Annotated in this window: 28 protein-coding genes and 1 pseudogene; 9 read left to right on the forward strand and 20 right to left on the reverse strand. The window is 28.2% G+C overall.

Going from position 1 to position 26,804, the window contains the following annotated elements; genetic code table 11:
* Positions 1 to 14: 14 nt before the first annotated feature.
* From Q5O44_RS02520 to Q5O44_RS02535, 4 genes are all read right to left on the reverse strand, one after another.
* Positions 15 to 1,481, reverse strand: coding sequence for a glycoside hydrolase family 32 protein (locus Q5O44_RS02520; RefSeq protein ID WP_022166815.1), 1,467 nt, complete (start codon positions 1,479 to 1,481; stop codon positions 15 to 17).
* 71 nt (positions 1,482 to 1,552) lie between these two features.
* On the reverse strand, positions 1,553 to 3,157 hold the full coding sequence (locus Q5O44_RS02525; RefSeq protein ID WP_022166816.1) for an extracellular solute-binding protein: 1,605 nt from the start codon (positions 3,155 to 3,157) through the stop codon (positions 1,553 to 1,555).
* A 25-nt stretch (positions 3,158 to 3,182) separates the two neighbouring features.
* Complete coding sequence (locus tag Q5O44_RS02530) at positions 3,183 to 4,079, reverse strand: carbohydrate ABC transporter permease (RefSeq protein WP_022166817.1); 897 nt, start codon at positions 4,077 to 4,079, stop codon at positions 3,183 to 3,185.
* A 9-nt stretch (positions 4,080 to 4,088) separates the two neighbouring features.
* Positions 4,089 to 4,967, reverse strand: a complete 879-nt coding sequence (locus Q5O44_RS02535) for a sugar ABC transporter permease (RefSeq protein ID WP_186834621.1) — start codon at positions 4,965 to 4,967, stop codon at positions 4,089 to 4,091.
* A 416-nt stretch (positions 4,968 to 5,383) separates the two neighbouring features.
* On the opposite strand from Q5O44_RS02535, the gene Q5O44_RS02540 reads away from it, so the two are divergent.
* The gene (locus Q5O44_RS02540) at positions 5,384 to 6,430 is read left to right on the forward strand and encodes a LacI family DNA-binding transcriptional regulator (RefSeq protein WP_022166819.1); all 1,047 of its coding nucleotides are present in this window, start codon (positions 5,384 to 5,386) and stop codon (positions 6,428 to 6,430) included.
* A 259-nt stretch (positions 6,431 to 6,689) separates the two neighbouring features.
* Here Q5O44_RS02540 and Q5O44_RS02545 read toward each other — a convergent pair whose 3' ends face one another.
* A complete protein-coding gene (locus Q5O44_RS02545; protein ID WP_022166820.1) occupies positions 6,690 to 6,992 on the reverse strand; it encodes an HNH endonuclease in 303 nt (100 codons plus the stop codon).
* A 95-nt stretch (positions 6,993 to 7,087) separates the two neighbouring features.
* Positions 7,088 to 7,996, reverse strand: coding sequence for a patatin-like phospholipase family protein (locus tag Q5O44_RS02550; protein ID WP_022166821.1), 909 nt, complete (start codon positions 7,994 to 7,996; stop codon positions 7,088 to 7,090).
* A gap of 260 nt (positions 7,997 to 8,256) precedes the next feature.
* Here Q5O44_RS02550 and Q5O44_RS02555 point away from each other — a divergent pair, with 260 nt between their 5' ends.
* Positions 8,257 to 8,385 (forward strand): hypothetical protein, encoded by a 129-nt coding sequence (locus Q5O44_RS02555; RefSeq protein WP_291659875.1) that lies wholly within the window; start codon positions 8,257 to 8,259, stop codon positions 8,383 to 8,385.
* Between the two features lie 191 nt (positions 8,386 to 8,576).
* The gene (locus Q5O44_RS02560) at positions 8,577 to 9,428 is read left to right on the forward strand and encodes a metallophosphoesterase (protein ID WP_022166822.1); all 852 of its coding nucleotides are present in this window, start codon (positions 8,577 to 8,579) and stop codon (positions 9,426 to 9,428) included.
* 105 nt (positions 9,429 to 9,533) lie between these two features.
* On the opposite strand, the gene Q5O44_RS02565 is transcribed toward Q5O44_RS02560, so the two are convergent.
* A complete protein-coding gene (locus tag Q5O44_RS02565; protein ID WP_022166823.1) occupies positions 9,534 to 10,385 on the reverse strand; it encodes a DegV family protein in 852 nt (283 codons plus the stop codon).
* A gap of 241 nt (positions 10,386 to 10,626) precedes the next feature.
* Between Q5O44_RS02565 and Q5O44_RS02570 the strand changes: the two genes are divergently transcribed.
* Positions 10,627 to 11,250, forward strand: a complete 624-nt coding sequence (locus tag Q5O44_RS02570; protein ID WP_022166824.1) for a hypothetical protein — start codon at positions 10,627 to 10,629, stop codon at positions 11,248 to 11,250.
* A 38-nt stretch (positions 11,251 to 11,288) separates the two neighbouring features.
* Here the strand turns inward: Q5O44_RS02570 and Q5O44_RS02575 are convergent, their stop codons facing one another.
* Positions 11,289 to 11,453 carry a hypothetical protein gene (locus Q5O44_RS02575; protein ID WP_022166825.1) on the reverse strand — a complete coding sequence of 55 codons (165 nt, stop codon included), beginning with the start codon at positions 11,451 to 11,453 and terminating at the stop codon, positions 11,289 to 11,291.
* Between the two features lie 47 nt (positions 11,454 to 11,500).
* Positions 11,501 to 11,749 carry a DUF2992 family protein gene (locus Q5O44_RS02580; protein ID WP_302637185.1) on the reverse strand — a complete coding sequence of 83 codons (249 nt, stop codon included), beginning with the start codon at positions 11,747 to 11,749 and terminating at the stop codon, positions 11,501 to 11,503.
* Between the two features lie 29 nt (positions 11,750 to 11,778).
* Here Q5O44_RS02580 and Q5O44_RS02585 point away from each other — a divergent pair, with 29 nt between their 5' ends.
* Entirely contained in the window at positions 11,779 to 12,702 is a 924-nt protein-coding gene (locus Q5O44_RS02585; protein ID WP_022166826.1) for a patatin-like phospholipase family protein, read from the forward strand.
* Positions 12,703 to 12,843: 141 nt separating this feature from the next.
* On the forward strand, positions 12,844 to 13,752 hold the full coding sequence (locus Q5O44_RS02590; protein WP_022166827.1) for a patatin-like phospholipase family protein: 909 nt from the start codon (positions 12,844 to 12,846) through the stop codon (positions 13,750 to 13,752).
* 64 nt (positions 13,753 to 13,816) lie between these two features.
* On the opposite strand, the gene Q5O44_RS02595 is transcribed toward Q5O44_RS02590, so the two are convergent.
* The 4 genes and pseudogenes from Q5O44_RS02595 to deoC form a co-directional block, all read right to left on the reverse strand.
* On the reverse strand, positions 13,817 to 14,575 hold the full coding sequence (locus Q5O44_RS02595; RefSeq protein WP_022166828.1) for a MerR family transcriptional regulator: 759 nt from the start codon (positions 14,573 to 14,575) through the stop codon (positions 13,817 to 13,819).
* A gap of 70 nt (positions 14,576 to 14,645) precedes the next feature.
* Positions 14,646 to 15,479, reverse strand: a pseudogene (locus Q5O44_RS02600) (pentapeptide repeat-containing protein).
* 117 nt (positions 15,480 to 15,596) lie between these two features.
* Positions 15,597 to 16,883 (reverse strand): histidine--tRNA ligase, encoded by a 1,287-nt coding sequence (gene hisS, locus Q5O44_RS02605; protein ID WP_022166831.1) that lies wholly within the window; start codon positions 16,881 to 16,883, stop codon positions 15,597 to 15,599.
* 278 nt (positions 16,884 to 17,161) lie between these two features.
* Positions 17,162 to 17,827 (reverse strand): deoxyribose-phosphate aldolase, encoded by a 666-nt coding sequence (gene deoC, locus Q5O44_RS02610; RefSeq protein ID WP_022166832.1) that lies wholly within the window; start codon positions 17,825 to 17,827, stop codon positions 17,162 to 17,164.
* 236 nt (positions 17,828 to 18,063) lie between these two features.
* Between deoC and Q5O44_RS02615 the strand changes: the two genes are divergently transcribed.
* Both Q5O44_RS02615 and Q5O44_RS02620 read left to right on the forward strand, forming a co-directional pair.
* Positions 18,064 to 18,843 carry a DeoR/GlpR family DNA-binding transcription regulator gene (locus Q5O44_RS02615; protein WP_022166833.1) on the forward strand — a complete coding sequence of 260 codons (780 nt, stop codon included), beginning with the start codon at positions 18,064 to 18,066 and terminating at the stop codon, positions 18,841 to 18,843.
* Positions 18,844 to 18,904: 61 nt separating this feature from the next.
* Positions 18,905 to 19,423 (forward strand): ferritin family protein, encoded by a 519-nt coding sequence (locus Q5O44_RS02620; protein WP_022166834.1) that lies wholly within the window; start codon positions 18,905 to 18,907, stop codon positions 19,421 to 19,423.
* A gap of 45 nt (positions 19,424 to 19,468) precedes the next feature.
* On the opposite strand, the gene Q5O44_RS02625 is transcribed toward Q5O44_RS02620, so the two are convergent.
* From Q5O44_RS02625 to Q5O44_RS02640, 4 genes are all read right to left on the reverse strand, one after another.
* Entirely contained in the window at positions 19,469 to 19,954 is a 486-nt protein-coding gene (locus tag Q5O44_RS02625) for a hypothetical protein (RefSeq protein ID WP_022166835.1), read from the reverse strand.
* Between the two features lie 23 nt (positions 19,955 to 19,977).
* Positions 19,978 to 20,499 (reverse strand): hypothetical protein, encoded by a 522-nt coding sequence (locus Q5O44_RS02630; RefSeq protein ID WP_022166836.1) that lies wholly within the window; start codon positions 20,497 to 20,499, stop codon positions 19,978 to 19,980.
* A gap of 136 nt (positions 20,500 to 20,635) precedes the next feature.
* Positions 20,636 to 21,892, reverse strand: coding sequence for an iron-containing alcohol dehydrogenase (locus Q5O44_RS02635; protein WP_022166837.1), 1,257 nt, complete (start codon positions 21,890 to 21,892; stop codon positions 20,636 to 20,638).
* Between the two features lie 100 nt (positions 21,893 to 21,992).
* Positions 21,993 to 23,000, reverse strand: a complete 1,008-nt coding sequence (locus Q5O44_RS02640; RefSeq protein ID WP_022166838.1) for a YeiH family protein — start codon at positions 22,998 to 23,000, stop codon at positions 21,993 to 21,995.
* Positions 23,001 to 23,179: 179 nt separating this feature from the next.
* Between Q5O44_RS02640 and Q5O44_RS02645 the strand changes: the two genes are divergently transcribed.
* On the forward strand, positions 23,180 to 24,073 hold the full coding sequence (locus tag Q5O44_RS02645) for a LysR family transcriptional regulator (RefSeq protein WP_022166839.1): 894 nt from the start codon (positions 23,180 to 23,182) through the stop codon (positions 24,071 to 24,073).
* 38 nt (positions 24,074 to 24,111) lie between these two features.
* Here the strand turns inward: Q5O44_RS02645 and cls are convergent, their stop codons facing one another.
* From cls to Q5O44_RS02660, 3 genes are all read right to left on the reverse strand, one after another.
* Complete coding sequence (gene cls, locus Q5O44_RS02650; RefSeq protein ID WP_022166840.1) at positions 24,112 to 25,539, reverse strand: cardiolipin synthase; 1,428 nt, start codon at positions 25,537 to 25,539, stop codon at positions 24,112 to 24,114.
* 82 nt (positions 25,540 to 25,621) lie between these two features.
* Positions 25,622 to 25,864: a zinc ribbon domain-containing protein gene (locus tag Q5O44_RS02655; RefSeq protein ID WP_022166841.1), complete on the reverse strand. Its 243-nt coding sequence runs from the start codon at positions 25,862 to 25,864 to the stop codon at positions 25,622 to 25,624.
* A 228-nt stretch (positions 25,865 to 26,092) separates the two neighbouring features.
* Positions 26,093 to 26,734, reverse strand: coding sequence for a hypothetical protein (locus Q5O44_RS02660; RefSeq protein ID WP_022166842.1), 642 nt, complete (start codon positions 26,732 to 26,734; stop codon positions 26,093 to 26,095).
* Between the last annotated feature and the right edge of the window lie 70 nt (positions 26,735 to 26,804).

The following is a 26,804-nucleotide window of genomic DNA, read 5'->3' on the forward strand; positions in this document are numbered from 1 at the left end:
TTAATTTTTATAATTTATATGTCGATTTTATGTTTTTCAATGCTAAGTATTGATTTTCCTTTTGATGAAAGTGTTATATCTTGTGCATCCAATGGTGTATAAAATGTTGAAGTCATTACTTGTTCTCCATCATTTGCAAATATTTCAGCAGAATATTTATCTAAAACTAATCTCATTCTTAACTTACCATCATTATCTTTAACCTTCATCTCTCTTTTATGAAGAATATCTCCATATTTTCCTGAATAACTTCTATCAAACTCTATTGTATTTCTTTTTGAATAATATCTTATTATCGTTTCATACTCATTATTTTTTGCAAATTTGATTTCAAATTCTTCAGCTTTTGAAGCGTCGATATCTAAAGTCATATCAAGTACTCTTCCGTTAATTCCTTCTAGCGAAACTTCTTTATCTATAGTTATTTTTTCATATTTTACTGTATCACCATAGTAATTTTCAATTTCCTTAATTGGCGTTTGAATTACATTATTATCTTTTATTCTAATTTCTCTTGGTATTGTCATCATTCCACACCATTTAAACTCATTAGGAATAATTCTATTTTCCCAAGAATGCATCCATCCAATCATTATACGTCTACCATCTTTATCTTCAAATGTTTGAGGTGCATAAAAATCTAATCCAAAATCTATTACCTTTGTTTTTTCTCTATTAAATTTTTTATTTTCTTTATCATACTCTCCAATTAAAAATGCAGTATTATTCCCATTATGGAATCCATCTTTGGTAGCTCTAACCTCTTGTGGTGAAATTACAAGTACATTTTTTCCATCTATATTAAAGAAATCTGGACACTCCCACATACGACCTAATTTATTTTCACTCTTGTCTAAGATAGTAACTAACTCCCAAGTTTTTAAATTCTCTGACTTAAACATTAATATCTGTCCACTACCATCTTTACTTCTACTAGCAACAACTGAATAAAAATCTCCATCTTCTTTCCATATCTTAGGATCCCTAAAATCTTCAAAACTGCTTCCTTCTGGTAATAATTCATCAGTTATAACTGGATTACTATCTAGCTTAAAATAATTTTCTCCATCACCAATAGCTATACATTGAACTTGTCTTACATAATGCTCACCATTTTCATTTTTCTTATCAACTACTCCAGTATACATAAGTATATGTTTATTATTATCTTCTATAGCACTCCCTGAAAAACATCCATCTATATCATATTTACTATCTGGTGCCATAGCTACTGGTAGCTGTTGCCACTTTATCATATCTTTTGATTTACTATGCCCCCAATGCATTGGCCCCCACACTGTACCATATGGATTATATTGATAAAACAAATGATATTCTTCATTAAAAATTGAAAATCCATTTGGATCATTAATCCAACCAATTGGTGCTGATATATGAAAAGCTGGTCTTTCTTCGCTTTTTATACTCTCAATAAATCTATTCTCATAATCTCTTGCTTTCTCTAAAACTGAACTACTCATAATTACCCTAATCCACTCCTCTAATATTTTTCAGTAAACACAAGTGACAATCTGCCACTTGCGTATGTTTATTATTTAAAATATTCATCTAAATATTTTTGCTTTATTTCCAACATTTTTGATAGCCCTAATTTTTCCATCTCATCAAGATAAGAATCCCATTCCTTTTCTATGCCTCCATTTAAAATCCATTCAGCTTTTTTTCTTTCAGTATATTGTCGTACTGCTGTTTCATATTGAGTAAACAATTCTATATCTTCTTGAGTCATAAGTAATACAGGATAGTTATACTCTGCCTTCATATCTTTTACATAAGTTTCATGGAGTATATTTAACCTTTCTTGGGCATCCTCTGGACATGTTGTATAATTTCCATAGTATTCATTAAGAACTGCTAAAGGACCACCTACATTTTGATTTACTCTAACTTCCCAAGGTGAAGTATCTCCTAAAGGTAAATGTGCTAATGAACCATCTTCTTTTAGTTCAAATACATTTTGATGTTCTTCATCTCCGTAAGTTCCCCAGTTATCTTGTACTGATTGTAATGGATCATATAATTCATCTATCCATTTTGCTGTTAATTCTAAATTCTTATTAGCAGTAGTTATTACACATCTTCCAATGTCTATACCTGCTCCATTTGATCTTGGTACATTAACGTTCCCATTTGGTCCTGCTAGTGCTGGTAATGCAATATAATCTTCTGGATTTGTAACTATATTTGCTGCATCCCAAGTAAAGAACATTCCATATCTTCCATTATTACCTTTAGATACATAAGTTGCCCAATCTTGTGTAAATGCTTCTGGATCTATAAGTCCTTCTTCTTGAAGTGAATGAAGCCAGCTTATACCTTCTTTATATCCCTCTTGTACAGTTGAATAAATAACCTTTTTATCATTTGTTACAAGAAAATGATCACTATTGTCCCCTTCTCCAAAAGCTCCTAATAATATTCCTGGATCTTGGTCTCCATTATTTATAATGAACGTCATAGGTATTACATCTGTTCTACCTTCTGGTTTCTTATCCCTAAAAGCTTTTAGCACTTCAACTAATTCATCAGTTGTAGTTGGTACTTCTAACCCTAATTCGTCTAGCCATTTTTTATTTATAAAAGGCATATCTCCTACAGCCTGTATAGCTTCTTTTCCAGTACCTAATTCCTCAATCCAAGGGAATGAATATATATGTCCATCAGGAGCTGTTATCATCTTTCTATACTCAGGATTTTCATTTAATATCTTGCTTAAATTAGGCATATATTCATCTATCAAATCTTCAACAGCAATAATTACGCCTTGTTTAGAGTAACGAAGTAAATCATAATTACTCATTCCAGCATTAAAAACTACATCAGGTAGTGTATCTTTTTTAGATAATGCTAAACTTTTTTTATCGCCATATTGATCATCTGGATAGCATGTCCAATCTACTTCTACATTAGTTTTTTCTTGTAATCTTTTAAATATAAGTCTATTATTAGGATTTTGTTCTGATACTGCTGGTGCACTTGTAAGCATAGTTAAAGTGGCAGTTTCCTCTAGTGGAAATGATACATCAGAATGTACAGTTACATTTTCCTCCTTCTTACTTCCACAAGCACTTAAAGATGTAGTTACTACAGTTAACATTACAATACTTAAAATTCTTTTTATCTTATTTTTTCTCATTTTACTCTCTCCCTTTTATATAATATCAGCCTTTTACTGAGCCCATCATTATACCTTTATCAAAATATTTTTGGAAAAATGGATACATAATTAACAATGGTAAACTTGAAATTACTATTGTTGAATACTTTAATAATTCGGCCATCTTAGACATTTCAGCCATATTTTGTATATCAGCTATCATTCCTGTAGATGGTGAATTTTGAATTAATATTGATCTTATTACTAGTTGTAGTGGCTGTAGCTTAGAATCATCTAAATAAATCATTGCATCAAAATATCCATTCCATTGAGCTACAAATTGGTATAACATCAATACTGCTATAATTGGTTTGCATACTGGTAACACTATTTTAAAGAAATGCTTTATTTCACTTGCTCCATCTATAGATGAAGCTTCTCTTAATTCTTTAGGTAGTGACTTAAAATATGTTTTTGCAAGCATTATATTCCATACATTTATGGCTCCTGGTAATAACATAGCCCATATAGTGTTTAAAAGATTTAATTTATCCATCAATAAATATGTTGGGATTAATCCTCCACCTAAAAACATAGTTATTACATATAAAGTGTTTATAAATGTCTTACCCACAAACTTATCTTTTGATAACGGATATGCTGCCATAAGTGTAACTGCAACTGAAATTACTGCATATGAAATTGAATAAAAAATAGAATTTAAAAATCCTCTTAAAATCATATCATCTTGCAGAACTCTCTTATATCCATCTAATGACCATTTGCTAAAATCGAATGTTATTCCTTCACTGCTTAGCACAGTAGGATCTGTAAATGAAGCAATAACTATATATGCAAGTGGAATTATAATAGCAAGTAGAAAAATTCCTAGCAATATATATCCACTATTTAAAATAATTTTATCTGACATTGAAAGATTTCTTTTTCTTTTCTTTACCATTTTACCCTCCTATAAGCCTACTTCTTCATCTTCGTTCATTTTCTTTATAGTTACATTCACCATAATAAGTAGTATTATATTTATTACTGAGTTAAATAATCCAACTGCTGTAGAGAAACTATAATCACCTAACTGTAACCCCATTCTGTAAGTATAAGTAGCTAATATATCAGATGTAGGCATATTTAAACTTGTTTGTAAAGCAAGTGCTTTTTCAAATCCTATACTCATTATTCCACCTACTGATAAAATAAATTGAATAATCATAATTGGCTTTATAGCTGGAATATCAACATTCCAAATCTGTTGAAAAATATTAGCTCCATCAATGACAGCAGCTTCTGTTAGTTCCTTACTTGAATTAGAAAGAGCTGCGGTGTAAATAATAGACGCCCAACCTGCCCCTTGCCAAATTCCACTGGCAATATATATAGTACGGAATGCTTCTGGCTTAGTCATAAAATTAATTGATGTTCCCAAAAATTGATTTACAGGTCCAACAGGAGATAAAAATAATATAATCATACCTGATATTACTATTACAGAAATAAAGTTTGGTGCATAAATTATTAATTGCACTATTTTCTTTATTCTTTCACTTTTTACCCTAGTTAAAAGTAAAGCTAAAATAATTGGTACTGGAAATCCCCATAACAATCCATAAACGCTTAATTTTAAAGTATTCATCAGTAAGGTCATAAAATCTGGTGAGGACATAAATCTTTGGAAATGTTTTAATCCAACCCACTCACTTCCTAGTATTCCACTGATAGGGTTATAGTCTTCAAAAGCAATTAGTATTCCACCTATAGGAATATACTTAAAAATTATTAACAACAGTAATGGAGGTAATGTAAAAAACAAATATAACTGGTAGTTTTTTTTCATATAATCTAATTTTTTATAAATACTTACTTTTAAATCTTGCTTTTTACTGCTGAAAAATTCTCCCTGTATTTTTTCATTTGTAACTAAAACATCACTTTTTAGCTCTCTCAATATAATCTCATCCCTTCTTATAATTTTAGAAACAATTCCGCTTACCTTTATACCATTGCAAACATTTTCATTTCTCTATAAACTAATATTATCACCATTATTTTACATTGTCAACTATTTTTGTTACATTTACCAATATTTTACTTTTATATTGTAAACTATATACTTTTTATATTGTAAACTATACTCTTTTACTTTTGTAACAATAATTATGTATTTATCTTTTATTTTTATAGTTAGTTTGCTATACTTATTATAAATATTTTAAAAATTTGTAAATTTGTAAAAATGAGGAGTTATAAATAATGCAAAACAAGAAAATTACAGCACAAGATATAGCTGATAAATTAAATATATCAAGAAACACTGTTTCCAAAGCGCTAAATAATACTGGAAATATATCTGAAGATACTAAGATGAAAGTAATCCAAACTGCATTTGAGATGGGCTATAAGAATTTTTCTCAAGAAAATAAAAATATTACTTTTAAAAATAAAGAAATTGCACTTTTTACCACTAATATGCCAAACTCTTCACACTTTGGTTCTAAATTTTTATCTGGATTTGAAAAAAAGATAAGTAGTTTGGGGATAAAGTTATCAATATATATAATTAGAGAAGATGATTTACTCTCTAGAAAGCTACCAAGCAACTTTCAAACTGAATTAATAGATGCAATTATTTGCATAGAAATGTTTGATGCTAATTATAGCAACTTTATTTGTAAGCTAGGAATTCCTACACTGTTCATCGATTGCCCTACTACTAAAGAATGTCCTAATCTTGAATCAGATATTCTACTGATGGAAAATTATAATAGTGTTTATACTGTAACTAAAAACCTAATAAATAATGGTTGTAAAAATATAAGTTTCGTAGGTGATCCTAATCATTGCCAAAGCTTTTATGAACGTTGGCAAGGATACTGCTCAGCATTACTTGATTATAATATTCAACTTGATAAAAGCACATGTATATTAGATAATGATTCAAATCCATATTCAGATTCTTCATGGCTTAGAGATAATATTAAGAAACTAGATAAACTTCCTGATGCATTTATCTGTGCAAATGATTTTATTGCTGTATCATTGGTAAATGCTTTAAAATCAATTAATATTTCTATTCCTGAAGATACTTTAGTATGTGGGTTTGATGGTTCATTGGAGGCAAAAATTATAGTACCTCAACTTACTACTATTACTATTCCTAGTTATGATATGGGCAATTTAGCAGCTGAATTAATTATTTCACGTATCAAAGATAATTCTACGCCATTTAAAACTGTTCATGTAAAAACCTCAATAGACTATAGGGAGTCAAAAGGTTTTAATATTATTAATACATTATAAAACTAGTTAATTTAACTAGTTTTATATTTTACCGGTTACACAACCGGTTACTTTCTTTATCTTACCACTTACATATATCCCTTTAAAGACTTTTCTTATTTTAAGTATTAATAAATCATAATTTTTATCTATATTATGTTGTTTAGTTATTTTGAATCTCTTTCAAAAATATAATAGCTAAATATACCCATAAATAAGATATATTATCTTATTTATGGGTATATTAAACTAATTAAGTTGTAAGTATTTTATTTATTCTTTACCTCTTGCTTTTCTTTCTTACTTCCCTAGACTTTTTTATGGATAGCTTCTTTGATGGACATTGCTTTTTTACATACTTAAGATATTTTTCAATCTTATAATCACATTTAAGTTTTTCTAAAGTATTGAGTCTCATGGCAAGTTCCTTATTAGTATATAAGGCATGAATTTGTTTATGGCAATCTTCGCATAACAATACGGTTTCCTTATCTCTTCCTCCCTTTTCCCTGGGAATAAGATGATGTTCTGTAAGTTTAGGCACGCCAGATCTTTTACATAATTCGCAAACAAGTTCATTCATTTCTTATCTCCATATTTAATTATTATATTCCCTTAATATTTTTAACAAATTTATATAATATATTTATCAATTAATCTATTTCTATAAAAATCTATTTACCTAGATATAAATTTATCCACTATCTTTTTAGAATAATTATAAGCTTTATATAATCTAGGATTAGCTTTCTCCTCTTCTTTTTCTTTAATAAACTTTACCATTTCCACTATAGGCATAAGCTTGTTCATAGTATCATTATATCCTTCATTTATCCGTATTCTTTTAGCATCTGCATCTAAATTCAAAGTTCCATTTAAAGTATTTTCCACAAGTCTTTCAGGAGAAATTATTATTAATTTTGCCTCTGGATAAAGACTCCTATCTATTGTTACTTCCTTGGAAAGCAGTACAACAATTATTATGTCACATCCCTCATCATAAACTGGCTGTATAGGCGTATTATCCACCATACCACCATCAATATATTTATCTCCTAACACTTCTGTACTATCATAAATTAACGGAAGTGATGCCGAAGCTAAAATCATTTTCCTAGCTTCATTCTCTTCATAATCATTTATTCTGAAATATTTAACAGAACACTCTGGAATCTTAGTACATGCAGCATAACATATTTTATTGTTTTCATTAATTTTATTACAATCAATATACTTATTTAATACTTCAATAGCGCCTTCATTACTTATTGCACCATGATCTAATTTATCACTTAAGAATCTCATTGCAAGCTGTGGGCTTTTTCCGCCTAAATATAGTCCAATTCCTCTTTTTATTAATTCCTTTTTACTGATTGGTACTAGCTTGTCCATAGTAACTTCATCCCATAATTTTTCTGCTTTTTCCAAATCATCCATGGCAAATAAAGCTGCGTTAAAAGCTCCAATAGATGTTCCTGAAAAAACTGAGATATACTTATTTAAGTTAAGCTCCTTTAATGCTTTCCATACTCCAAGTTCATATGCACCTTTTCCGCCTCCACCTGATAAAACTAACCCTATCTTCATCCTTTTTCACCTACTATTTTTTTAAATCCACTTAATTTTTTATACCTTAATTATACTTTATTTATAATTCATCATCAAAATTTTCCTATACCTATAACAAAAGAAATTCATCTATTGAACTTTTTATTAATACAATGACTTCTTCATTAACTCGCCTCCTAATAGTAATTCTATTCACAAAAAATAAATATATAATACTAGACACTTTTTAAAATATGTTGAATATACTGTAGTATATAAATGTTCAGGAGGTAACTAGCATGTATAATAACAACTGCTGCTGTAATCCTTGTCAATGCTATAATGGATACTATGGAAACTATGGTTATGGAAATTTTGGTTTTAACAATAGCTTATACTGGCTTCCATTATTATTTTTATTCTTTTAAATTTTTTATTAATTAGTTTTCTTTGGCATATGAATTTTTCGTATGCCATTTATATTTATGACAAATAAATTAAGTACATCATATATTATTATTGAATTTAGAGATTAACTTTACATTATGTAAAAATAATTAATTTAAAATTATATAATAAATATCTAAAATATTTACTACTTATTCTTGGAGAGGTTTATATGAAATTTATTATTTTTGGGGATTCTAAAGGAAAAGACAATGGTATAAATAAAAAAGTTTTAAATAGCTTGTTAAAATCATCTAAAAAATATGCTCCTTCACCTGATTTTATAGTAATTTGTGGCGATTCAATTGCTGGTTCAAAAGACCCTAAACTTTTAAAACTCCAACTTGAAGATTTTAATAGCATAATAAATAAACATTATCCAAGCGCCCATATTTTACCTGTAATTGGTAATCATGAAGTTAATATAAATCCTACAGATGATCGCTTTGAAAAAATATTTGCATCAATTTATGATAATATGATTCCTGAAAGCAATTGTCTTGTGGAATATAATAAAACAGTATACTTCTTAGACTTTTCTAATATACGGATTATTGTTCTAAACTCATTTCACTATGGTGAAATTCAAAAAGTTAGTGAAATAGTTCTTAATTGGCTTAAGGAAATAACAGCTGATTGCACTAAGAAAAAACTCCTTTTCATACATTCTCCACTTTTTCCAACAGGAGCTCATTTAGGGCACTGTTTAGATTTATATACAGCTAATCGTGATGATTTATTAGTTACTATAGAAGAATGTAGCATTGATGCTGTTTTTTGCGGACATGAGCATAATTACTCTAGACGCCTTATAAATAAAACTGATAATCTAAAAGACTTATATCAAATTATAACTGGTGGTGCTGGTGAAAAGCTTAGAGATAAATATAAAAGTAAGAAAGATGTAATAGTTGCACCTATTGCCGAATATCATTATTTACTTGCTGATTCATACCATGATTATATTAAAATTACAGCCATAAATATTAAAGGTAAAATATTAGATCAATTTATTATAGAATAGTCATAACCCCTACAAAATAATTTAAATTTATATTGTAGGGGTTATGATTGTTTTAGCAATTCAATTATTTATCTGTATATTCCTTAATTCTAGATTAATTAAAGCTTATTTTAAAGCATCATGCTTCTTAATATGTTGTATTGAAATACATCCTGGTCCACCTTGAGTAGTGAAAGCTGGTCCTAATAATCCCATTTCAATATCAGCATCTGGCATAGCTGATAATATTATTTTCTTAACTTCCTCTGCCACCTCTTCATTACATGCATGATAAACATAAAGCTTATGTTGAGAATTTATACCATCCTCTGCCATCTGTTCTATTATCTTTTGAACAGCTTTTTTATAAGTACGCTTTGTGGTAAACTTTACTAAAGATTTCTTATCCTCTGACATTGTCATTACAGGAACTAACTTTATCGCACTTCCTATCTTACCAACTATTGAAGATATTCTTCCACCTCGCACTAAATAATCAAAATCATGTGGAATTAAATATGATTTAGATTCTTTTAAAGCCTTATTAATTTCATCAACTATTTCTTTGCATTCTTTTCCTTCTTCCACAAGTGTTACTGCTAAGTCTACTAAATATTTTTGTGGACCACATAAAGTTTCTGAATTGATTACATGTATACGCTCTGGATTTTTAGCCATTCCTCTTGCTACACAAGCTGAATTATATGTACCAGATAAACCATCAGCCATTGAAATATTTATTATTTCATCTTCTTCATACTGATTGTACATGTCAACAACATGTCCAATTGATGGTTGAGATGAAGTTGGTATATGTCCTTCATTTATTATATTTATAAATTCTTCTGTTTCTATATCTTCGTATTCTCTATAATTTTTACCATTTATGTGTACTGTTAGTGAGGCAATTGTTATATTCTTTTTTTGACCTTTTTTCTCTGAATAAAGTGATGATGAATCTGATATTATTCTAATCATTTTTATTTCCCCATTCCTCTATATTTTACTTAATTTATCCAAAACCTAATAACGTAGTTTTTAAAACTACTTGTTTTCAGATTATCACACCACACATTTTTTGTCAATATTCTTCATCATATTCACTTCTTAATCAATAACTATTATTAAAAGATGCTTTTATATTTTCTATCACTAAAATGTATACAAATTTTTTTCTAAAGCAAACTATATGTAGAAATTATTTTAGGAGGTCTTTTTAATGAAATTTAAAATTAAATCTTTACTAATTGTATCTCTATCTATAAGCATGCTTTTATTATCTGGATGTGGCAACGATACTTCTAATAATGTCTCAGATAACTCTAACAACACTAATACAACTGATAACTCTGCAGCTGACAATTCTACAAATAATAATTCTAATAACACTGCTGCTCCTACTAATGAAGAATACTATACATATTTGACAGATAGATATAATTATTATTTTGATAATTATGCCTTAGATACTACATATGATATATATGTAGATGACTTCACTTTTGACGATACATATGATGAGTTTATAACAGTTTATAACGGAAATTATGAGGATTTAAAAAGAGATTTAGTATCATTTAAAAATGATTTAGAAACTAATGTTGCTAAAGGAAATGCTGAAGTTGATAAAGTTAATGCAGAAGTTATAACTTCAATTGATAAAGCAATTATATCTGTGGATGATTATAATTCAACTTTTTCTGAAAAAGCCAAGGATTATGCTAAATTATCTAAAGATGAGATTATTAAGGGATTAAGAGCTTTAGCACGAGCTCCTCATGATGCAAGAATGGAATTACACAAATTAGTAACTGACGCTAAGAATACTTTAGGCATTCAATAGTTTTAAAAGATAGTAGAAACTCTACTATCTTTTTTCTATTAATCATCACTACATACACACAATGAATGTTGCAACTCTATATATTCTTCCTTTGATAAAGATTTTAAGTATTCATCATAATGCTCCTCACTACAAAACTCCCCTATTTTATTAACTAGGTAATCTTTATCTAATTCTCTTTTACAATATAAACATTTTTTCATACATTTCTCCTTTAATGGCCTTTATGCTTTTTTCTTTATCTGTTTAATTACAAACTGTCTTTGATTTTCTTCTTACGTTCAATTTTATTCTCTTCATAAGCTTTTGACAAGGCAATTTGTGCTTTTGTTCCAATAGTTTTCTTTTTAAGCTCCTTATTGATTTCTCTCTGCAACCTTTTAGGATTTTCTTTTTTCTCTATAATATTCTTATTCTCCATTTTTGAGCTAGAAAAATTTAATTTATATTGCTTCTTTATTATAAAATGAAATTTAATTGCTACAACTTTACATAACAAGCATATAATAAAATTAGGAGGTGATTTATATGAATGCTGATCTTGTATGTGAAGGCGGAGGAGTTAAAGGGGTTGCTCTAGCTGGTGCAATTACTTATCTACAAGAACATGGATATGAGTTTAAAAAGATAGCTGGCAACTCAGCTGGAGCTATTTTTGCTTCCTTAGTAGCTGTTGGTTATACAGGTTATGAACTAAAAGAAATTTCATTTGCTCTTGACTTTAAGAACTTCATGGACAAAACATCACTAAGCAAGATTCCTTTAGCTGGTCCTTTCTTAAGTATTGTAAAAAATAAAGGAATATTCAAAGGTGATGCTCTGGAAAAATTTATGGAGGAAAAATTAAAAGCAAAAGGTAAAACCCAATTTAAGGATATATCTATCAATGGTACAAGCCCTCTAAAGATTATCACAGCTGACTCAACAAGAAAGGAATTAGTTGTTTTGCCTGATGACTTGGTGAAATACAACATTGACCCTTTGAATTTTAGTATTGCTAAAGCTGTCAGAATGAGCATTTCAATTCCCTTTATCTTTAAACCTATCCTTATAGAAGACAATGATAAATCAAGCTTTATGGTAGATGGAGGATTAATCAGTAATTTTCCAGTATGGCTTTTTGATGTGGAAGGTATTCCAAGATGGCCAACTTTTGGTTTAAGGCTAAAAAGTGATGATGAAGATAACTTTACTGCTGCCAAAGACACAGGACTTTTAAAATATTTATTTAATATTATTGATACTGCAATTTCCTCCAATGAAGAGGCTTATTTAAATAATAAAGATTCCATTCGTACCATTGATATACCAACCTTTGATATAAGTACATTAGACTTCTATATATCAAAAGAAAAAAAAGAAAAACTCTTTAACTCCGGCTACAATTCAGCTAAAGAATTCTTAGATAAATGGAACTTTAATATTTACGTTGAAAATTACAGAAACAATTAATAATATACAATGTAAAATAGAGAATTAATAAGGGAACTCCTTATGGAATTCCCTTTAATATATATTTCACAATATTTATATTTCACAATATTAATTTCTCTTGCTAAACTATTTATAGAAATATTTTTTTAGGTGATATTTATGAAAATTAACTTGGTATGTGAAGGAGGAGGAGTGCGAGGAATTGCTCATATAGGTGCTTTATGCGCACTGGAAGATTACGGTTTTACCTTCAATTCCTTTGCTGGCACTTCAGTAGGTGCCTTAATAACTTCACTTATGGCTGTAGGTTATTCAGCTTATGAAATAAAGAAAATCTTATTTGATCTTGATTTTAGCTTATATATTAATAAAACCGTATTGGCATCTATACCGCTTTTAGGAAAAAATTTAAGCCTCTTCAAGTCCAAAGGCATCTTTTCTACTACAGCCATTGAAGAGTTACTTACAAAGCTTTATAGTGTGAAAGGAAAAAAATATTTTAAAGATATTAATAAAGATATCAATTATATAAGGTTTATTGCTACTGATATAACTCAAAAACAAATATTGATTCTTCCTGAAGATTTAAAAAAATATAATATTGATCCATTGAATTTTGAAATATCTAAAGCTGTAAAAATGAGTATAAGCCTACCTTTAATATTTATCCCTGAAAAGATAAAAACTCCTAAAGGTTCCTGCTACATAGTAGACGGTGGACTTATAAGTAATCTCCCTATCTGGCTCTTTAATAGCAATACAAAGTATCCTACCCTTGCCTTAAAACTTATAAGTAATCAAGATAAAAATATAACTTATGCTGAAAAATGCTCTTTAAACAAATACTTAATGGACATTATAGATGCCTGCATGGCTAAAAATGAATCTATTTATTTTAGCTCACTAAATAATATCCATACCTTAGAACTACCTACCTTTGATATTGCTGTTACAGATTTTTATATCTCTTATAGCAATAAAGAAAAACTTTTTAATTCTGGCTATAATACCATGACTAATTTTTTAAAAAAGAACAATATCTGTTCTAACATAAATCATCTTAATTAAGGGCAAGAAGATGCTCTCATTCTTAAAGAGAACATCTTCTTTTAATTATCTTTCTTTTATTTAACTATCTACTGGTATATTCTACAATTGCATCTCTTAAGAATTCTGCTAAACCTTCTCCATGCTTGTCATAGTACTCCTTAAACCTTTCATCACACACATACATTTGTGCCACCCCTGCATGGGCTTCTTTAGAATACTTATCCCAATAAATAGATAGCCATTTTTTATGCAATTCTGCTAAAGCTTGAGCTTCTTTAGATGATGGATCACCTATTTTCTTAGCTGCAATTAATTGTTCTATTATTTCCTTAGCTAAAGCATCTGCTTCATTGTATTCTTCTTCTGACATCTTCATAAACTTTTCATTAGATTTATCAATGGTTTCATCACCATATTTACTTCTAATTTCTTTTCCATACTTTTTCTCATTTTCATCTATTACAGTTTTCTTAAACCCTTTAAACTTTTCTTTATCAGACATTTTACAACCTCCATCTAAACTTAATAATGTTCTTTCCACATTATCTAAAAGCATATCAATTTGTTTTCTCTTTTCAAGAAGCTTAATTTTATGCTCTTTTAAAGCATTAATTCTATCAAAGTTAGGATTTTGTATTATTTCTTTTATTCCATCTAAGCTTATTCCAAGCTCTTTATAAAATAATATTTGCTGCAATATATCCACTTGCTTTTTTCCGTATATTCTGTATCCTGATGAACTAACTCTTGCCGGCTTTAAAAGTCCTATTTCATCATAATATCTAAGTGTTCTAGTAGATACCCCTGCAATTTCACTTAACTTTTTAATACTATATTCCAAACCTCTTCACCTCCTGACAAATTTAATATACACCTTTACGCAGCGTGAAGGTCAATAGGCTTTTTAAAATTTATTTTAGCCAATTAAGCGGCCTCTGTAAAGTTGGCGGAAGGACTGTCTTCCCATCACCTTTAGCAGAGTTAATTTGAAATTGTGTAAGATAAACTGCATTTCTTAAATTGCTTCCAGTAATATCAGTATCTCTTAAATCTGCGCCTAAAAAATCTATTCCACTTAAATCCATCTTGCTTAAATTGGCTGCAATAAGAAGAGCACTGCTTAAATTTTCTCCTCTTAATTCATTTCTTCTTAAGTCAGCATTTATTAAATTAGGCCTTCCTGCCATAAACTTCTTGCATTTAAAATTACCTTTATATTTTCCCTTATAATATTTTCTTACACTTTCACTGGTTTTTAAGAGTAATTTATTTACCTTAAACCTATGTGCTACTAAATCATATTTAATTAATTTATCTCCTGCTAAATTAGAAATATTTTTTGTCTCATCAATAACCTTTTTAATTGCATCCTTAGCTTTTCCTTCTCTTTCAATTCTATAAGCTTCTGCCAAATACCATAACATTTCATGAAGCTGCATCATTTTAACAAAGGCGTCAAACATTTAACTAGCCTTTTCTTTGTTATCAAGCCAGCTTTCTCCTTTATAAGTATCTTGAGCTATCTTTTGCCCTGCTCCAAAACACTCATAAGTAGTGCATCCTTTTAACCCTTTTTTAGATAAGCTTTCATGGATCTTGCATTTAAAATCTTCCTTTAAATTCATACATGGCTTTCCAGCCACTTTGTCTTCAGGGAATCCTTCAGCCTTGGCAAAATAAAGTGCGCTGCAGCAAAAGCCAAAACATTTTTCACAGTCTATTTTTAAATTACTAGCTAAATCCATATAAAATTTATTATTAACATCTGCCATAATATCATCCTTAATACATATTTTATACATTTTTCCACTGTTAATAATACACTATATCTGCTATTTATTCAAAAATTTTCATCCAATCTCCTATAAAGTTATTTTTTCTACTTGACCATTCTTCATGTTTCTTATCATAAATTCGCCACTTTTAATTTCGTCTTCGCCAACTATGATAACTTTATCAAAGCTTGCTTTGTTAGCATAATCCATGATTTTCTTAAGCTTAGTATTTTCAAAATATATTTCCACAGATTTTTCTTCTTTCTCTAATTTATTTTTTATTAATCCACAGGCTTCTAAAGTATCCCCAATAGGAATTATAAGATATCTCTCATTTCTATCTACCTTATAATTATTTAAAAATCCTATTTCCTTAAGAACAAAAAATAATCTTGTTAATCCTATGGAAATTCCAACTCCAGGCAATATATTTTTAGTATAATTTTCTGCTAAATTATCATATCTTCCTCCTGAGCATATTGACCCATACTGCTCATTACCTTCTAATACTGTTTCAACCACTGTTCCAGTATAGTAATCTAACCCTCTTATAATTTTTAAATTAATCTTATAATTTTTTTCATACACTCCCAAAATCTTCAATATACTTAGTACTCTTTCTAATTCATTTATACCTTTTAAATAAGTGTCATCATTAATATTCATTTCTTTAAGCTGCTTTAATATCTCCTTATTACTTCCATCTATATTCATTATTTTATTAATGATATCAGCCTTTTCTGCTCCTATATAAGAAATTAAAGTATTATTAAATTCACTTATAGATATTTTTTCATACTTATCAATTAAAATTAATACTTCCATATCATTTTCAATATTTAAATACTTTAATACAGATGTTAATATTTTTCTATTGCTTATTTGAAATTTAAAATTTTCTAATCCTATGGCTTTAAAGGCTTTATTAATAACACTAATAACAAATCCATCATTATCTATACTAAGCTTTCCATTGCCTATGATATCTAAATCACATTGATAAAACTCTCTATACCTTCCTTTCTGATTTCTTTCCCCCCTATATACCTTTCCTATTTGATACCTTTTAAATGGAAAAGTGAGTTCATTATAATACTGAGCTACATATCTAGATAATGGTACTGTTAAATCAAATCTTAAAGATAAATCATTTTTACCTTTATTAAATCTATATACTTGCTTTTCAGTTTCTCCTGCTGATTTTGCCAATAATACTTCTGATTTTTCAATTATAGGAGTATCCATAGGAAGACACCCACTTTCTTCATATACCTTTCTTATCTTTTTAACAATATCCTCAAAAATAATCTGTTCACTAGGTAATAGTTCCATAAATCCTGGTAATATTGATGGTTTAATTTTATTGTCTTTCATTTTATTACTTCCTTTCAAAATTAATTTATATAAAAAAAAGCCATGCAGATAAATTAATCTGCATGGCTTTCAATAATTATGAAGCACTTTTATTTCATTACCAGCAGATACAAACCCAATAATCTTAGGCCTGTATCTGCCATAAAGACAGCCCAAGCCTACCAGTAATGATGATGTATTAAATTTTGATTATTAATACTAATTGCCTTCATAATTATTCCTCCTAATATAATATATTTTATTCTAACACTATAACAAGTAAACATCAATAAAATTAATTAATATCCAGTTACTTCTTCACCTTTAAGCATGTTAACAGCAGAACTTGTTCCTATTCTGTCACATCCTTCATTTATAAACATTTCTAAATCAGCTACAGTCTTAACACCACCTGCTGCCTTCATCTTTACATTTGGCCCTATATATTTCTTAAATAATCTTATATCTTCTATAGTTGCACCTGCTGTACCAAATCCAGTTGAAGTTTTAATGTAATCAGCACCAGCTTCTGTAACAGCTTTACACATAGCTATTTTTTCCTCTTCAGTTAAATAGCAAGTTTCAATTATTACCTTTAATATTTTATCTCCACAAGCTTCCTTTAAAGCAGCTATTTCTTTAGTTACTTTTTCTAAGTCTCCATTTTTAACATCGCTAATGTTGATAACCATATCAATTTCATTGGCACCATCTTCAATTGCTTTTCTTGTTTCTAAAACCTTAGCTTCTGTAACAGAATATCCTAAAGGGAATCCTACTACTGTACAAATATTAATTTTGTCACCATATGTTTCATGAATACGTGAAATATAACATGCAGGAACACATACTGAAGCTGTTTCATATTTAATAGCTTCATCACATAATACTTTTATATCTTCCCAAGTAGCAACAGCCTTTAATAACGTATGATCTATATGTTTTAATATTTCTTTTTTATCCATAATACTCCCTCTTTCTTTATGACATTTTAAATTATCTATTTATTATAATAAGCAACGCTTATAAATAAGTCAAACATTTTTTGTGCGAACTTTAACATTTTATTATCTTTTGTTCATACTTTTGCATCCTCTCTTGAAAGATGTTAAAATTTAAATGATACTTTAAATCCAATAATCTATCTCTAAGATTAAGTATTCATTTAAATAAAATAAAAACTATTATAGGTGAAATAATTATGAGTAAAAAGTTAGATAGAACTAACAAACTAATTGAAATACTAAAAGAAAAAAATGGTGCTTCCGTTAAGGAGCTTGCTAATATTTTACAAGTATCTGAAATGACCATAAGGCGTGATTTAGAGTTTCTTAAATCTAACAATATTGTCACTAAAGTATACGGTGCAACCATTTATAATCCATCTAATAGTATAGATAAATTATCTTCAAATTATAATATCAATGACGAATTAATTAAATTTGAACATGAAAAAAATAAAATAGGTAAAGCTGCTGCCAAGCTTATTAAAAATAATGATGTAATTATTATTGATACAGGTACTACCACTGAGAAACTTGCTATGAATATTGATAATAGCTTAGAAATTACAGCATTATTATATAATGCTAATATTTTAGATGTTATAAGAAAAAAGAAAAATATAAAGATGATTTTTTCTGGTGGATACTATCATCCAAATACACAAATGTTTGAGTCTCCAGAAGGAATATCTTTAATTAAAAATATAAGAGCCTCTAAAGTATTTGTTTCTGCTTCTGGAGTCCATGAAACACTTGGTGTTACTTGCTCTAACAATTATGAAGTAGCTACAAAAAAAGCAATTCTAAACTCTTCCTTTGAAAAGATACTTCTTTTACATTCTGAAAAGTTTGGCAAAGTAAATTCTTCTTACTTTGCTGACTTGAATGAATTTGATACTATCATTACAGATGCAAATTTATCAGATGAATGGAAAAATAGAATTGATTCTCTAAAAATAAAACTAATTCTTGTATAGTAATTATTAATGCTCCTTAAACATAGTTATATATATAATTGTTTTTAGGAGTTTTTTTATTATGGAAAATAATCTTGACTTATACAGAGCAAAGCTTCCTTATCCTCCAATAGTTGTTGTTAAGCCAAATAAGCATTATGCTGAAATAATACAAACTAGCTTTGCTGGTGCTGTATCTGAATTTTCTGCCATATCTCAATATATATATCATCACTTAAGAACAGAAGACCAATATCCTGAAATTTCAAAAGCCCTAGAATCTATTGCCATAGTTGAAATGTATCATTTAGAAATCTTAGGTAAGCTAATAATAAAACTTGGTGGAAACCCAGGATACTGGATTAACAAAAAAGATAGAAATTTAAACTGGAATTCTTCCTTTGTTAACTATGGCTTAAATGTAACTGAAATGATAAATTATGATATTGCTGATGAAAAGCTCGCCATTAAACAATATATTAGCGCCGAGAAAAAAATAAATGATTCCAACATAATTTCAATTATTGATAGGATAATACTTGATGAAGAAGTCCATATTCAAATCCTTACTGAGTTATCAAAAAAATATTTAACACCATAAAAATAAAAGGAGCTAGCGTAGCTCCTTTTTATAAATAACATCTCTTTATCCAGCACGTTCAATATTATTATAACCAGCTATATTTACAGTAATCCATATGCCATACTTCCTTACATTTTCAAAAACACTTTCCATATCATTATAATTAGCTCTTGTTAGCTCTTTATTTAAAGTTATTTCTATAGACTCTTTTTCTGAGTTTAACCAGCTATCTATTTCATTCATCTTCACTGTATCTAAGACTTTATATAGTTTGCTAATTTCTTTCATAACAATCTTACTATATGACTTACTATAACTTTGAAGCTTAATAATACTTAACCCATCTGTTTTCAGTCTTATGGAATCCTTTTCCATTACTTCTCTTAAAGAAATATGTAAATTGCTTATTGATTTTTCATTGGAAGCAATCATTTTTCTTGTTTCACTGTTTATTTCTTTAGTCTCTATATTAAATGATTCTGATTGATACAAAGCATATAAGCTTATAGCTATTGATATAGTACTAAATATAATAGTTAAAATCTCCATCTTATTTCCCCATTCATCATTTTCTAATTTATCTCTATTTTCTCTTTTATGTTTCTATATAAATCTATATTCAAACATATCCATATTCCGTATTTCTCTAATTGTTTTAAATTTACATCAATATTTTTATATTCCTCTGGATTAATATCTTTTGAAAGCTTTAAGATAACTTTAGGTTCATCATTATCAAGCCACATTTCTAAATCTGATATAGATTTTGATGCCAACATATTACTTAAATACATAATGCTATGTAATACACTAAACTTATTTTCTAAATCATAATTGCTCATCTTTATCAGTACTATTTCATTTTTTATAAATGTTAACTCTTCCTCTATAATTTCAGATTTTGTTTCCTCTTTGTTTATTATCTCCTCAAGTGTACTATGTAAATTATTTATAGACTTCTCATTGCAATCAATCATTAACATAGTATCTTTATTTAATTCTCTTGATAATTTATTAAAATGCTCTGATTGATAAACAGCTATGCAGCTTATCAAAATAGATAAAACTCCACAAAAAACAGCTATAATAACCATTATTTTCTCCTTATTTTTTATTATTTTCTCTAATATTATATAATAGGCCTTAAAAATACTCAACAATATATTCCAATTTTATTAATTATTATATTCAGTTAAAAAATGCTATATTTCTATAGCATTTCTTATATTATTAATAATCTAACATCTTTGAAAGTCTCATAAGGGTAAGCCTATTGGTCGTATATGGTGATATTCTAAGACTCTTTTCTTTTATTCCCTGAGGCAAACCTATCTCTTCAAAAGTTGTAACAGCTTTTGCTCTCATTAATGTATTCTTTACAAAATCCAATGTAGGTAGCTTTTCTAATATTTCTGCAATATTTTCTAATCTATTTTGCAATATGACTTTATTTACATTTAATAATGGATCTGGTGTATTTTCTTTAATAATTGAATTATACATTTCTCTACCTCTAAATACCTCTTTAAGCATATCCATTTCCAATCCAGAATACTTCTTAACTCTACACCTTTCATTTTCAATAGCCTTTTTTATTTTTTCATATTCCTCCATTACTAATATTAAGGCTGCTGATACCCTTTCTCCATGATATGCATTTAAATGTTCATTTATTACTTCCATTTCCCACAAATTAGCCATATGATGCTCTGCTCCTGAAGCTGGTCTTGAATTTCCTATTATTTGCATAGCAAGTCCTGATATAATTAAAGCATACATCAATTGTTCATAAGCTTCCGTATTACCAAGCACTAATTCATCTACACATTGGCAAACTTTATTTATTGCATCTATTTCCATATTGCATATTCTATTACAAATATACTCCCCTATAACTATACTTGAGATTTTCCAATCAACTAAAGCTATATATTTTCCTATTAAATCTGATACTCCAGATGCTGTAAGCCTATATGGTGCTTCTTTAAATATATCTGTATCAGCTACTACATAAATAGGTGATACTGCTGTAAATGTTTTTTTATACCCTCTCCAAGTCATATCAGCCACTGTAGAAGTAAATCCATCTACGCTTGCAGCTGTAGGAACAGATATAAAAGGAATATCTTTATTATATGCCACATATCTAGTTATATCATGTATAGTCCCTGCCCCTAATGCTATCAAGACATCGCTTTCTGCTACTAAGCATTCATACACTTTTTGTACTGCTACTTCATTAGCATGAAGATTTTCAGACTTTAACTTTATAAAGTTTCCTTTAGGAATAACTTCTTCAACCTCTTCTCCTGCTGCAACATAAGTATTTTCATCACATATTATTGTTATATTTTTAAATCCTTCTTTTTCCATGATTTCTGGTAGTTTTTTAATAGCTTCACTTTCGATTATTATATCCTTCACTAAAATCTTATGTTCCTTACCACATCCACAAAATCCTGTAAACTTATTAATGTTTACTTTCATATCTCCTCACCTTCCATCCATATAGTCTATATGTAAAATTATACCATTTTATATAAAAATAAGGATATAATAATTTAATTATTATATCCTAAAAATCTTCTTATACTATAAATATACTTATTAAAATCACTGCTGAAATTATTTGTAATACACCTACAAATAATCCATAAAGAGAAACTGCCTTCCCTTGCTTAATTAGGTCTTTTACATTAACTTTTAAACCTATTGCCGCTAAAGCAAATATTTCAAGCTTATTACTTACAGCCTTACATACATCTGATAAGGCTGGTGAAATAATACCTATTGAAAATAATGCACATGTAATAAAGAATCCTATTACATACCAAGGTACTTTAACTTTCCCTTTCTTTACATCTTTAATTTCTTCTTCAACTATTTCCTCATTAGTTTTATGTTTTAAATGTCCAAATATCAATACAACAACTACTAATAAAATAACTCTTACTATTTTAAATATTGTTGCTAAGTCCTTTACCTCTTCACTTACCATGGCTCCACTGGCAACAACTTGTCCGACAGATTGTAATGTACCACCAATTAATCCCGATGTCTTCATAGGTTCTAAATTATATAATAAGTTAGCTATTAGTGGTAGTAAAAACATTAAAAATATACCTGTAACATTTACTATGGTAATTACAATGCCTTTTTCTTTATCATCTGCATCTATAACCGGTGCTGTAGCTGCTATAGCCGATGAACCACACACAGCATTACCACTAGCCATCATAAATCTAAAGTTTTGTCCAAAGCCAAGTTTTTTTCCTATATATAAAGCACCAATTATAGTTATAGTCATTTGTACAACTATAAATGTAATGCCTCCTATACCTAATTCCATAAGTGTTGAAACACTTAATGTAGCTCCTAATAATACTATTGAATACGATAATAAATCAGTTTCGGAAAATTTATAACCTTTTTGGAATATATCTTGATTTAAGAATAAATTCCCTACAAACATTCCTAAAAATATAGCTATTGTTGCGGCTCCAAGTTTAGGTATAAATCTTCCTAATAATATCCTTATTATTCCAACTGATACTGATACCACTAGACCTGGAAATATTTCTTTTATTTTTCTCATCCTATTTCCTTCCTTTTCTTATGTTTAAAAGATTTATTTTAGAATTCTATTCCCTTAGATGTTACTTGTATAGTATAATCTTCATAGATTCATAAGTAAAATAAATATTAAAAATAAATATCATTAACATTTTTGATAGTACGCTTATATTTTTATTATCACTCTAAAAGGAGAATATTATGCTAGAAGAATTAAAAACTTTTATTGCAGTAGTAGAATATAAAAACTTTACCAGAGCTGGAGAATACTTAAAGTTATCACAACCAAGCGTTAGTACACATATAAAAAATTTAGAAAGATCCTTTGGTGTTACCTTAATAAATCGTTCTGTTAAACAAAAAACTATATTTATAACAGAAAATGGATATAAATTATATGAAAGAGCAAAGGAAATAATAAATTTACTTGACATTACATATATGGAAGTTAAGGATAATAGTAATTCATTAAAAGGCACTTTAAAGGTAGGTGCAAGTCTTACCATAGGAGAATATTTTCTTCCTAAATTCCTTTCACTTTTTTCAAAAAAATACCCTGACATAGATGTGGAAATTATTATTGAAAACACTTCATTAATATGTTCACATTTAAAAGACTTAACTCTTGATATTGGACTTATAGAAGGAACTCCTTCCACCGGAAGCTTTAATCAAGAATATTTCCTAAAGGATCAATTGGTCTTAGCCTTTAATCCTAATAATAGTGAACTTACAAATATCCAGTCCTTTGAAGAGCTAAATAATCATTTATGGGTTGTAAGAGAGGATGGTTCAGGTACTAGGGAATATTTCAATATGTTCTTAGAAAGCAATAAGATAATTCCTAATAAAATATTAGTTTTAGGTAGTAACTACGCTATTAAAGAAGCTGTAAAAAACAACCTTGGAATCACTCTTACATCAAGTCTAGTTACTGAAGAAGCTGTTGCAAATGGAGAAATCTGTATTAATAACTTTAATGATGAATATAACAGATATTTCTCTTATATAACACCAAAAAACATTACTATGTCAAAGGCAATTCAAGTTTTTATCGATGAATTAAATAACTTTTCCAAAAAAACTAACTGTTAATGAAAAAACATGGATTAATATAATCCATGTTTTTCCTTTTATAATATTGATGAAAATAGTTTTGATAAACCTTCTTTAATTTTCGTTTTATTATTTCTTCCTTTATACATTTTCAAAGTAAGCTGATTGCTTTTTAGGATATCTTTCTCAAATTGTTTTTTCTGCTTGCATGCTATGTCACTAGAATATATGTATGCATTTATTTCAAAGTTTAGCTCAAAACTTCTAGTATCCATATTAGCCGTACCTACAGAGCAAATTTCATCATCTATAACAAGAGTTTTGGCATGTAAGAATGCATTTCTATCATAATGATATATCTTTACACCAAAATCTAAAAGATCACCTGCATAGGAAAGATTAGCCCAATAAACAAATGGATGATCTCCTTTTCCAGGAATCATTATTCTTACATCCACACCAGATAATGCAGCAAGCTTTAATGCATCAGATATACTATTATCTATAATTAAATATGGAGATTGTATATAAATATACTTTTTTGCTTTTTGAATCATTTTTAAATACGCAAGCTTAATTTCAAATCTATCACTAAGATTTGGTCCACTTGATAATATTTGAATACCTTTATTTCCTGTACATACTCTGCTCTCTTCTTCAACTATATGTTCTATATCCACTTCTTCTTTAGTAGCATATCTCCAATCGGCTAGAAATCTTAAATTTAAATCCTTAACAGCATCTCCTTCTATTTTTACATGAGTATCTCTCCAGTAGCCAAACTTCTCGTTCTTACCTAAATATTCATCTCCAACATTAAAGCCTCCAACAAAGCCTATTTTATTGTCAATAACAACAATCTTTCTATGATTTCTAAAATTCATATTTAGATTTATTATCTTAAGCCATGATGGGAAGAACTCACCAGTTTTACCTCCTACTGAAATGAAATTTTTAAGGACCCTCTTATTTAAAGTCCTGCTACCAACAGAATCATATAAAAGCCTTACATCTACACCTTTTGCAGCTTTTTCTTCTAAAATTGAAAGTATTTCACTTCCTATTCCATCGATCTTAAATATATAAAATTCTATATTGATACACTTTTCAGCCTTTCTTAAAGCATCCAATAAAGCAGTGAAGAATTCTTTTCCATCGCTATACATCATAACTTCATTATTTTCCCTATAAGGCGAATGTCCCATTTGCTCTATGGAATTAATCATATCAAAGTTTTTATTATCTTTTTCAATATAACCTTCTTTATGTATCTGCTTTATATAATCCTTAAATAATTTTGCTTCAATTTCTTTAATACCAAACATATTGGAATTATTCATTTTTCTTCCTACTAATAAAAATGCAATAAATCCTATCACTGGAGCAATATAAATTACTAGCACCCAGGCTATTATGCTATTGGCAGATCTCTTTTCTTTAAAAATCATATAAAAAATAGCCAAAAAATTTATTATATTTATTATCATCATTATTATTTGAACCATTGCTATCACCTCTTTTTTTATTATGCCTATTTACCTCATTAATTAAGTATAATAAAAAAATTAACTTTAGTTAAGTTACTTTTTAAAAATTTTCTTTCCATACTGGCATTGACTTCATATATTCTAATACTTTTTTCCTAGCAAAATTCTTATCTATCTTTTCACTTTCTGACATATATTCAGCCATTCCCTCTACAGCTTCATCAAATGATTTCATGCTGCCATCTTCTTTTGCACAATAAACACAATAATCTTTACTTTCATCTCCCATGGCAAAATCATTTTTCTTATTCATAGGCATTCCGCAACATATGCACTTTTTCATATATATCACTCCTTATTTTTTTGTAAATTCTATCCTCTTTTTTATTTTTATTCATTCTACTATATACTATATGAAACTATATGAAAGTTAACCATAAATACTTTTCACAAGTTTAGTTAATTATGAATAATTATAAAACTCACAGAATTTTTAAAACTTATTTTTAAACTCTGTGAGTTTATTCCTCAATTTATCATTTATTTTTAATTTTTTATTTTTAATTTTCAATTACTTAAACATTTCTTTAAAAAATCTCACTGCTCGCTTGTCTTTAATTACTATTTTACTCTCATCTTTTAAAATAAAAATAAATTCAAAATCCTGACTATAAGTAGTAAAGTTTATTTCCTCATCATAAAAAATATAGTCATCTATTACTATCCCTTTATCAAACTTGCCAACTCTTAATCCAAATATGCTGCTATTTTCATTATCATTGTAGCTTACACCATATACAATTGTTCCATCTTGCTGCTTTCTTACATCTATATGTTTACTATATAAGCTATCAATTATTACTAAAATTATAGGGAGTATCAATATTACTTTCGCAACTTTGCTAGATATAAAGCTTACATCATATCCTAACATATATATTGAAAATAATATATATACAAAGCAAAAAACATAAATATCTATTAATATTTCTATCTTTGGATTCAAGCCTAAAAAGTTTAATTTTTTTAATTTAATTATTTTTATATTTTTATAAAATTTATCAAAAAAATATCTGTCTAACATTATATTAACAGGTATCTGTAATATAATTATCACAATCTTAATTAATAGTGATCTTGAAGATAACATGATAACTATAGCCATTGCCATACTTATAAAGATGTATGCATACTTTATTATTGCCTTATTCATATTTTCACTCCATTGATATCTATTGCTTTTAAAAAAAGCCATCCTAAAGTATTTATATTCTATTTAACTA

The organism is Clostridium sp. CAG:221, assembly GCA_000435835.1.
GTDB lineage: Bacteria > Bacillota > Clostridia > Clostridiales > Clostridiaceae > Clostridium.